This window comes from Clostridium sp. (assembly GCF_021443865.1).
GTDB lineage: Bacteria > Bacillota > Clostridia > Clostridiales > Clostridiaceae > Clostridium.
The window spans coordinates 1-3,508 of the sequence record NZ_JABUTB010000146.1 but is presented as its reverse complement, the minus strand read 5'-3'; the positions used below and the strand labels follow the sequence as shown (position 1 = coordinate 3,508).

General features: G+C 27.2%; 4 protein-coding genes. 2 read left to right on the top strand and 2 right to left on the bottom strand.

Translation table 11 applies throughout. From position 1 onward, the window contains the following. Positions 1-66 precede the first annotated feature (66 nt). Positions 67-1,284 carry a 6-phosphofructokinase gene (locus tag HUJ77_RS15115; protein WP_291710053.1) on the bottom strand — a complete coding sequence of 406 codons (1,218 nt, stop codon included), beginning with the start codon at positions 1,282-1,284 and terminating at the stop codon, positions 67-69. A gap of 178 nt (positions 1,285-1,462) precedes the next feature. Between HUJ77_RS15115 and HUJ77_RS15110 the strand changes: the two genes are divergently transcribed. Continuing rightward, a complete protein-coding gene (locus tag HUJ77_RS15110) occupies positions 1,463-2,017 on the top strand; it encodes a manganese efflux pump (protein ID WP_291710051.1) in 555 nt (184 codons plus the stop codon). Positions 2,018-2,231: 214 nt separating this feature from the next. Beyond that, positions 2,232-2,642 carry a Fur family transcriptional regulator gene (locus HUJ77_RS15105; RefSeq protein ID WP_291710049.1) on the top strand — a complete coding sequence of 137 codons (411 nt, stop codon included), beginning with the start codon at positions 2,232-2,234 and terminating at the stop codon, positions 2,640-2,642. Positions 2,643-2,701: 59 nt separating this feature from the next. On the opposite strand, the gene HUJ77_RS15100 is transcribed toward HUJ77_RS15105, so the two are convergent. Continuing rightward, on the bottom strand, positions 2,702-3,493 hold the full coding sequence (locus tag HUJ77_RS15100) for a metal ABC transporter permease (protein WP_291710055.1): 792 nt from the start codon (positions 3,491-3,493) through the stop codon (positions 2,702-2,704). Positions 3,494-3,508 lie beyond the last annotated feature (15 nt).

Genomic DNA, 3,508 nt, shown 5'->3' with positions numbered 1-3,508 from the left:
CATGCCGCATAATGAAGAGTCTTTTTTCCTATTGTCTACTTGACAGGGTCAAGTTTACTTAGGAGTTTATTTCTCTATAGTTTTAAATTTTGGTAGATGATTATCTATTACTAAGGATGGGGTTCCGGATATAAGTGGTAAGAAATAATCTAAAGCTTCTTCCTTAATATGATTACCTCTTTCATTTATTAATTCTTTAGGAAAGTACTTAACATTATTAGCAACTTTATCAGCTTCTATTAATGCATGGGAAGTCTTATAATTATAAGAGGAATCTCTTTTTATAGCAACCATATATCCACTATGTCCTTCTAAGGCAAATTTTAAAGCTGAATATCCTACATCAAATGCTTCTTGTAAATCCGTATCTGAAGCACAATGAATTGCACATCTTTGTAGCACACCAAGTTCTAAAGACTTAACTCTATTTGTTATTCCGGAAGATATAATTAAATTTTTAAGATAAGCTCCAACACCGCCTAATTGAGCATGGCCAAATTTATCGTGGGCGTGACTTTCAATTTCTGTAATAAATTTACCTTCAGAATTTCTAATTCCTTCAGAAACTACTATAAAAACTTTATTATTTTCTTCGAATTTTTTTCTAACATCTAATAGAAATTCTTCTATATTAAAAGCAACTTCAGGTAAATATATAAAATCTGCAATTGCTTCACCATTAATTCTAGCTGTGCAAGCAGAAGCAGCTAACCATCCAGTATCACGTCCCATTGTTTCAAGGATAAATATACCGTTATTTATGTAAACAGACGAATCTAAATATGTTTCAAGAGCTGTAGTTGCAATAAATTTTGCTGCACTTCCAAAACCAGGTGTATGATCTGTATACATTAAATCATTATCAATGGTTTTAGGAATTCCTATAAATTTAATATCTATATTATTTTCCTTTGAGTATTTTCCTAGTTTTGCAATGGTATCCATAGAGTCATTTCCACCAACATAGAAAAATGCTTTTATTTCATGTGATTTTAATATATCTAAAAGTCTATCGTATTCCTCAGTAGATTCTTCTATTTTTTTCATCTTATATCTACAAGAACCTAGTCCAGAGGAAGGGGTGTATCTGAAAGTATTAATTTCACTGTCAGAAAAAGAAGATAAGTCTATAATGTTTCCATTTAAAATTCCTTCTATACCATTTAAACCTGCATATACTTTATTAAAGGCTTTAATATCTTTATTTGCATGTAATAAACCTACAACACTAGAATTAATTACAGATGTTGGACCACCAGATTGTGCTATTATACAATTTGCCATTAAGTTACTCTCCTTTATTAAAAAAAGTTAATAATATATACTAATTAAAATATAACATACTCTATTTAATAATATACAACATTTTTGAGCGTAATAAAAGTACTTATTTAAAAAAATACATAAATACTATACTTCATAATTTGGTATAGAATATAATATTTGGAGGTATTATAATAAAATGGAATTAAAAGATGTAATATTAATAGGTATAGCAATGTCTATGGATGCTTTAGGACTAACTATTAGTCTTGGGATAAATCCATATTTGGTTAAAAGGAATAAAATAAGATTTATATTATCCTTTGCTTTCTTTCAATTTATTTTTTTGTTTTCAGGTGGAATAGCTGGTAGATTCTTTGATACATATATAGTTTCCATACCTAATATGATAGGAGGAATTATAATTTCATTCATAGGTCTTATAATGATAATTTCAGCATTTAAAAATAGTGATAAAGATGATTCATTGCTAATAAAAAAATCAATGTATATCATTTTAGGAATGTCTGTTAGTGTAGACGCTTTAGTAGTAGGATTTACAGCTTTTTATTCAGTAAATCCAATTTTAACCTTTGTTGATGCTATGCTAGTTGGTCTAATTACATTATTATTATGCACTACAGGATTTTTCCTATGTAGATATGCTAGAAGAATTGATTTTATATGTAAATATGCAGATATATTAGGAGGATTAATACTATTATGCCTTGGTATTGAGATGATACTATTTTAATATTAATTACAAAAAATCTTTTAAAATATAATTTATACATAATTCCGAGTTAAATGAGGAATTATTAAATTTAGTATATAAATAGTTAAATATTATATGAGGGTAACTTGGAATCCAGAGGGGGATAGGAATATAATATTTAGCTTGTTTATTGTTTAATAAGTTTAATAATAGTGTTATAATTATATAAAGATTATAGCGTTAGGAGAAGAAAATGATCTGGGAAAATTATTTAAAGGAAAAAGGAATTAGAATTACTGCGGGAAGAATTGCAATTTTAAATATAATTAGCACTTCTGATAAGGGACTTTCTGCAGAACACATATATACTGAATGTAAAAAACAAAAAAACAACTTAAATTTAAGTACTATATATAGAACACTAGAAACTTTAGAAGAAAAAGATGTAATAAAGAAAATTAATATAGATGGGCCTGCAATATATGTGCTAAAAAAGGAAAATCACAAGCACATTTTAGAATGTGATGTTTGTCATAAATGTGTTGAAATTCCTTGCCCTATGGAAGAGATAGAAGAAGCTATAAAAGCAAAGGTAGGATTTAGTTTAACAAAGCATAAATTGGAGTTAAATGGTATATGTGATGATTGTAAGAAATTCAAATAGAATTAAAAAAATAAGGTGTATTTTCTAAAAATATAGAATATACACCTTATTTTTTAATATTAATTTATAAATTTTTCTATAATTATTACTAATATTAAAGTAAATACTGAAGTTAAAGCTATTGTTCCTCCTGGAGCACTATTTATATAATATGATAAACCTAAGCCTACCATAATATCAAATATTCCAAAACCTATAGCAGATAAAAGAGTAGCTTTAAAGCCTTTCTTCAATTGCATAGCTGTAGCAACTGGAACTATCATTATAGATGAGATTACTAAGATCCCCATAACTCTAATTGACATTGAAATAGTTGCACCAACTAATATTGTAAAAATATAATTTATAAGTTTAACCTTTATTCCAGAGGTTTTAGCCCCTTCTTCATCGAAGGTTATGTATATAAGCTTGTTATATAAAAATACTAAAGTTAATAAGCAAATTATACCTACTATTAGTATTAAAATAATATCTTCAGAAGAAACTGTTAAAATACTACCAAACAAAAATGAATTAACTTTAGCAGAAGCTTTTCCACTACTTATTAAAACAATAGCTATACCTAAACTAAAGGTTAATACTAAAGACATAACTAATTCAGCGTATTTTTTATAATATTCTCTTAATAATTCTATAATTATTGCACATAAAGTTGTAAATAAGAAGGCTGTTATTAAAGGATTAACACCTAAAACTAATCCAATTGCAACTCCTGCAAAGGAGGAGTGAGATAAGGTATCACCTATCATGGAATATCGCCTAAGTACTAAAAAAAGTCCTATGAAAGGACAAAGAATAGATATCATTAAGCCTGCCATAAAGGCGTTTTGCATAAATGGTAATTGAAACATATAATCTAACCTTTC